Below are 6,674 nucleotides of genomic sequence, written 5' to 3' on the forward strand. Positions count from 1 at the left end.
GACCCTCGAATGCCCCTCGCCCGCCCGTTGTTGTACGCCTCGATCGCACTGCTTGCCGGCTGCCAGCTGTTCACTGAACAACCGCAGCAGCCGTCCGTCAAGACCGTGCGCCTGCAAGGCGAGCTGTCCTTGCAGGACGGCCAGTGGCTGTTTCGTCCGTGCCAGGAGCAGCGCCGTTTTATCATCGAGGACGGCGCCCGCACCGGCCTCAGCGAGGATGCCAGCGAGCTGGCGGCCAGCGCCAGCACCGCGCTGTACGCCGACCTGCGCGGCCATCTGCAGGCCAGTGCCGAGCCCGGCACCGACGGGCGTTTCGAGCTGACCCAGCGTTACCGCGTGCAGGCCCAGGGCGCCGGTTGCGAAGACCCCAACTTCAAACGCCTGACCCTGCACGCCGACGGCGCCGACTGGAGCCTGAACGTCGGCGGCCAAGGTTTGGTACTCGACCGCCCTGGCCAACCGTCCCTGGCACTGCCCTATATGGAAGAGCAGCTGCCGGATGGCCGCTTCAACCTGACCAGCGAAGCCAACAACCAGCGCCTGGAACTCTGGGTCGCCCCGCAACGTTGTGCCAGCGATAGCCGGGGCAGCGTGCAACACCTGCGCGCCGAACTGCGCCTGAATGGCCAGGTACAGAACGGCTGCGCCTACTATGGCGGCGCCCGCCGCGAATAGACCAGCGAGAGGTAGGGTGGGTTAGCCGCGTACACCGCCGGCCGGGCAAACCCTGCCGGCCTGCCGCGCGGCGTAACCCGCCAAACTGTAGTCTCGCTCCTGGCCACTCCGCGCTGCTCCGGTCTGCATGGGAGCGCCTCGTTCAACGTGCACATCAACCCAGTGCTGTTCGAGACCTTTTGCCACAGTTCCCTGCGCGGGGCCGACCCCAGCCACCTAAGCTGAAAGCAAAGCCGCTGGCCGGAGAGTCTTATGCTACGTATCGCAATCAACGGTTATGGCCGCATCGGCCGGGTGCTGGTTCGCGCGCTGTTCGAGCGCGGCCTGCAGGACCGCATCCGCCTCGAGGCGATCAACGACCTGGGCGACCCCGCCATGCTGGCCCATCTCACTCGCTTCGACTCGACCTTCGGCCGTTTTCCCGGCCAGGTCGAGGTGAGCGAGGATCAGCTGCGGGTCAACGACCATCCCATCCGCCTGCTCAATGAGCGCGATCCGGTCAACCTGCCGTGGGCGCAATTGGGCGTGGAGCTGGTGCTGGAATGCACCGGCCGCCTGAAAACCCGCGAGCAGGTCGAGCACCACCTGACCGCCGGTGCCTCCCGCGTGCTGCTCTCCCACCCCCTGGAAAGCGCCGACCTGACCGTGGTTTACGGGGTCAACCATGAACTGCTGGGCAGCCAGCAGATCGTCTCCAACGCGTCCTGTACCACCAATTGCCTGGCGCCGCTGGCGATGGTGCTGCACCGTGTGGTGGGCATCCGCCAGGGCCTGATCAATACCGTGCACGCCTACACCAATGACCAGAACCTGCTGGACAAGGTCCACAGCGATCCGTACCGCGCACGGGCGGCGGCGCTGTCGATGATACCCACCAGCACCGGGGCGGCCAAAACCATCGGCCTGGTGCTGCCCGAACTGGCCGGCCGGCTCGATGGTCTGTCCGTGCGGGTGCCGACACCGAATGTCTCGCTGCTGGACCTGACCTTTATCGCCGAACGCCCGGCCAACGCCGAAGCAATCAATGCCGCCTTGGAACTGAGCGCGGGACAGTTGCCCGACGGCGTCATGGAATGCAACCAGGTACCACTGGTCTCCAGCGATTTCAGCGGCTACCCGGTGTCCTGCGTGGTCGACCTCAACCACACGCGGGTGCAGGGCGAGCTGGTCAAGGTATTGGCCTGGTACGACAACGAATGGGCCTTCGCCAACCGCATGCTCGACGTGATGCTGGCCTGGTTCAAACCCTGATAGCGCGCTGCGCCCTGTGGCAGCCGCGATCCGCGGCGACTGTCGGGTGCAGCTTCAAGCAAAAACCTCGGCCCGGGGGCGGGTCTCCCACAAACGCGGCTGCCAGGTAAAAGGTTTATAATCGACGCCGTGCGAAACACTGCCGGGTTGCCACCGGCCACCACTCTGGATTGCCCCATGCTGCGTATTACCGAATTCAAGTTGCCCATCGATCACGTCGAAGAGGCCTTGCGCCCTGCCCTGTTGCAGCGCCTGGGTATCCCTGAGCAAGACCTGCTGGACGTTACCCTGTTCAAGCGCAGCTACGACGCGCGCAAGAAATCCGCCGAGCTCTGTTTTATCTACACGCTGGACTTCAACGTGCGCGACGAAGCGGCGCTGCTGGCGCGCTTCCCCGACGACCGCCACCTGGGCGTGGCGCCCGACACCCGCTACTACCCCGTGGGCCAGGCGCCCGCCGAACTGAGCGAGCGCCCGCTGGTGGTGGGCTTTGGCCCCTGCGGCATCTTCGCCGCCTTGCTGCTGGCGCAGATGGGCTTCAAACCCATAGTGCTCGAGCGCGGCACCGAGGTGCGACAGCGCACCAAGGACACCTGGGGCCTGTGGCGCAAGAATGTACTCAACCCGGAATCCAACGTGCAGTTCGGCGAGGGCGGCGCCGGCACCTTTTCCGATGGCAAGCTCTACAGCCAGATCAAGGACCCCAAGCACCTGGGCCGCAAGGTGCTGCACGAGTTCGTCAAGGCGGGCGCGCCGGACGAGATCCTCTACGTCAACAAACCGCATATCGGCACCTTCCGCCTGACCGGGGTGGTCGAGCATATGCGCCACCAGATCGAAGCCCTGGGTGGCGAAATCCGCTTTCAACAGAAGGTCACCGACCTGCTGATCGAGGACGGCCAGCTGCGCGGCCTGACCCTGGCCAGCGGCGAACAGCTGCACAGCCGCCACGTGGTGCTCGCCCTCGGCCACAGTGCCCGCGACACCTTCCGCATGCTGCATGCCCGTGGCGTCTACCTGGAAGCCAAACCTTTTTCCGTGGGCTTTCGCATCGAACACCCACAGTCGCTGATCGACCGGGCGCGCCTGGGCAAGTTCGCCGGCCACCCCAAGCTGGGCGCCGCCGACTACAAGCTGGTGCACCACGCCAAGAACGGCCGCGCGGTCTACAGCTTCTGCATGTGCCCGGGCGGCACCGTGGTCGCCGCCACCTCGGAGCCCAATCGCGTGGTGACCAACGGCATGAGCCAATACTCGCGCAACGAACGCAACGCCAACGCCGGTATCGTGGTCGGCATCACCCCGGAGGTGGATTACCCGGGCGGCCCGCTGGCCGGCGTCGAGTTGCAGGAACGCCTGGAGTCCCACGCCTTTGTATTGGGCGGCAGCACCTACGAGGCGCCGGGGCAACTGGTCGGCGATTTTATCGCCGGCAAGGCCTCCACCGCCCTGGGCAGCGTCGAGCCGTCCTACAAACCCGGGGTGCACCTGGTCGACCTGGCCAGCGCCCTGCCGGCCTTCGCCATCGAAGCCATACGTGAAGCGCTGCCGGCCTTCGACAAGCAGATCAAGGGTTTTGCCCTGCATGACGCGGTGCTGACCGGCATCGAAACGCGCACCTCCTCGCCGCTGCGCATCACCCGCGGCGAGAACCTGCAAAGCCTCAACACCAAGGGCCTGTACCCGGCCGGTGAAGGCGCCGGTTACGCCGGTGGCATTCTTTCGGCGGGTGTGGATGGCGTGCGCATCGCCGAAGCGGTGGCGCGGGATATGCTCGGGCTCCCAGCCTAAAGTCGATCATTCCGCGTTGGCGGCGTTTGCCCAAAGGCCTGGATGCCCGCCCTCAGCAACGCGAGGCCGGATGCTCGCCGAAGTCGGCTGTCTTCCCGTCATTCCCGCGCAGACGGGAATCCAGGTGCGCTGAACGCTCTGGAGACTCGCCGGCGCGGGCATTACGAACGTCGGCGAGCATCTGGACACAAGCACGCTGGACATGCGCGAACCATAAATGCCCAGCACAAAAAAAGGCCCATCAATCGATGGGCCTTTTTCTATCGCCAGTTACCGCCTAAAGCTTATTGCCAGTTGGCTGCGATCACCACATTCAACTGCTCCCGCTGGCTGGCCGTAAGGTTACCCTCACCACCGGCCGGCACACCGAACGCCGCCATAGCGTTCACCAGGTTTTGCACCTGGCTGTCGAGCAGGGTTTTGCCATCCGCACTCTTGAACTGGTCCAACTGATACTCGCTACCTGAGTACCAGTTGCTGATGCTGACCTTGTCGCCAGTGCCTATGACACTGACGTCCAGGCTATTACCGTTTTTACGGAACCACAACTGCTCGGCCGTCAGACCGTCGGAGAGCTGCAGGGTATCGCGGCTATCTATACCGCCATCCTTGTTGTCGATGCGGTCCTTGCCGGCGCCAAATCCAAGGGTATAGGTATCGCTCCCCAGACCGCCGATCAAGGTATCGTTGCCGAACCCGCCTTCCAATAGATCGTCGCCGTCACCGCCCTCGAGGCGGTCGTTGCCCTCACCGCCACCCAGGAAGTTGTTGGCGCTATTGCCCTTGATCACGTTGTCCTGAAGGTTGCCATGCCCCATGAGAGCCGTGCTGCCGGTCAGCGTCAGGTGTTCAATGTTTTCGCCCAGCGTCACATCGACACTGGACTTGACCGAGTCGATGCCACTGTCAGCGTATTCATAAATCACATCGCCAGCGCTGTCGAGCGTATAGCTGTCGTTGCCGGTACCGCCCTCCAGGGTGTCGTCACCCACGCCGCCATCCAGCACATCATTGCCGTCATCGCCCCTCAGCACATCGTTACCGACGCCCCCCAAAAGGCTATCGTTGCCGATGTGACCATCCAGGCTATCGGCGCCTTCGCCACCTTCGAGTCGGTCGTTACCCTCACCGCCAAACAGGTCGTTGTTGGCGCTGTTGCCCTTGATCACGTTGTCCTGAACGTTGCCCCGCCCCATGATGGCCATACTGCCGGTCAGCGTCAGGTGTTCGATATATTCGCCCAGATTCACATCGGCACTGGACTTGACCGAATCGATGCCCCCGTCGGCGAATTCATAAATCACGTCGCCAGCACTGTCGAGCGTATAGCTGTCGTTACCGCTACCGCCCTCCAGGGTGTCGTTACCCACGCCGCCATCCAGCACATCGTTGCCGTCATCGCCCCTCAGCACATCGTTACCGGCGCCCCCCAAAAGGCTATCGTTACCGATGGAACCCTCCAGGTAATCGTCGCCATCACCGCCCTCGAGGCGGTCGTTGCCTTCACCGCCAGACAGTAAATTGCTGCCAGCATTACCTTTGATCACGTTGTCCTGACGGTTGCCACGCCCCGTGAGCGCCGTGCTGCCGGTCAGCGTCAGGTGTTCAATATTTTCGCCCAGCACCACGTCGACGCTGGATTTGACCAAGTCGATGCCTTCGTCGGCGTTTTCGTAAATCATGTCGCCGGCGCTGTCCAGGGTGTAACTGTCGTTACCGGCACCGCCCTGCATAAGGTCGTCACCCACACCGCCATCCAGCAGGTCGTTACCCTCGCCACCTTGCAGGGTATCGCTCCCCGCGCCCGCAAAAATTTGGTCGTTCTCAACGCCAGCAATCAACAGGTCGTCAGCCGCAGTTCCATTAATGCGCATTGCAATTCCCTATAAAGATTAATATCTAAAAACACCTAGCATTTGCCTTACTGCAGTTACCCGTCAATGTGAAGCTATTTCAACGCCCTCCTGACTTATCTAAATGGATCAAATTTTTAGGCTTCATATGGCCTTGGCGTGTTTGTATCGCCGATTCACTAACGCTTGCACCGAATTGCAATCCACTTCGCAATCCGAAACAAACGACATAAAAAAATAGCCTGGAGAAACTGTAATAACCAAAGTTTCTCGAACCCAAGGCCGCACCAGCGACCCAACACCCCGCATTAGCCTGCGCTGGGTAGATGGCCGCGCGCCCTCAAGAACTTACGCGTTTATTTTATCACTGGTGTTAGTTTAAAAGCTCGAACACCTAGCAAATCGACCTCTGGACTTTATCGCCAACACCTTTTAACAAAAAAGCCCCTCTTTCGAGGGGCTTCTTGACCAAGCTTCCAGGCTGTTACTGCCAGTTGGCCGCGATCACCACATTCAGCTGCTCACGCTGGCTGGCCGTGAGGTTGCCTTCGCCGCCCGCTGGCACGCCGAACGCCGCCATGGCGTTCACCAGGTTCTGCACTTGGCTGTCGAGCAGGGTTTTGCCGTCCGCGGTTTTGAACTGCTCCAAATGATAGTTGTTGTTTGAATACCAATCGTTGATGGTCACCTTGTCGCCGGTACCGATGACACTGACCTCCAGGCTGTTACCGGTCTTGCGCAACCACAGCTGCTGAGCCAGCGTACCTTCAGCCAGCTGCAGCGTGTCCTTGATACCGATGCCAGCATCGTTGTTGCTGATAACGTCTTGCCCAGAGCCTTTGCCAAACAGATAGGTGTCGCTACCGTCACCGCCATTCAGCGAATCCTTGCCAGCTCCGCCGTCAAGGGTATCGTTGCCTGCATCGCCTCTTAGACTGTCGTTACCCTCGCCGCCCAGCACGCGGTCATTACCAACTTCGGCAAATACCTGGTCGTCTCCCAGACCGCCTTCGATCAGGTCATGGCCGGCACGGCCGTAGAGCAGGTCGTTACCCTCTCCGCCGCTGACCGTGTCATCAGTGGCGTAGCCAACCAGGGTGTCGT

The 6,674-nt window shown here is 62.0% G+C and carries 5 protein-coding genes; 3 read left to right on the plus strand and 2 right to left on the minus strand.

Translation table 11 applies throughout. From position 1 onward, the window contains the following. The first annotated feature begins 9 nt into the window (after positions 1-9). From ABWY06_RS13990 to ABWY06_RS14000, 3 genes are all read left to right on the plus strand, one after another. On the plus strand, positions 10-675 hold the full coding sequence (locus tag ABWY06_RS13990; protein ID WP_353926166.1) for a hypothetical protein: 666 nt from the start codon (positions 10-12) through the stop codon (positions 673-675). A 252-nt stretch (positions 676-927) separates the two neighbouring features. Then, on the plus strand, positions 928-1,926 hold the full coding sequence (gap, locus tag ABWY06_RS13995; RefSeq protein WP_353926167.1) for a type I glyceraldehyde-3-phosphate dehydrogenase: 999 nt from the start codon (positions 928-930) through the stop codon (positions 1,924-1,926). Positions 1,927-2,103: 177 nt separating this feature from the next. Continuing rightward, positions 2,104-3,717 (plus strand): NAD(P)/FAD-dependent oxidoreductase, encoded by a 1,614-nt coding sequence (locus tag ABWY06_RS14000; protein ID WP_353926168.1) that lies wholly within the window; start codon positions 2,104-2,106, stop codon positions 3,715-3,717. 284 nt (positions 3,718-4,001) lie between these two features. On the opposite strand, the gene ABWY06_RS14005 is transcribed toward ABWY06_RS14000, so the two are convergent. Both ABWY06_RS14005 and ABWY06_RS14010 read right to left on the minus strand, forming a co-directional pair. Continuing rightward, the gene (locus ABWY06_RS14005; protein WP_353926169.1) at positions 4,002-5,591 is read right to left on the minus strand and encodes a calcium-binding protein; all 1,590 of its coding nucleotides are present in this window, start codon (positions 5,589-5,591) and stop codon (positions 4,002-4,004) included. 463 nt (positions 5,592-6,054) lie between these two features. Continuing rightward, positions 6,055-6,674, minus strand: a 620-nt coding sequence (locus ABWY06_RS14010; RefSeq protein WP_353926170.1) for a calcium-binding protein, incomplete at its 5' end; no start/stop codon positions are given.

The sequence above is a fragment of the Pseudomonas sp. genome (genome assembly GCF_040514055.1).
In the GTDB taxonomy this organism is placed as follows: domain Bacteria; phylum Pseudomonadota; class Gammaproteobacteria; order Pseudomonadales; family Pseudomonadaceae; genus Aquipseudomonas.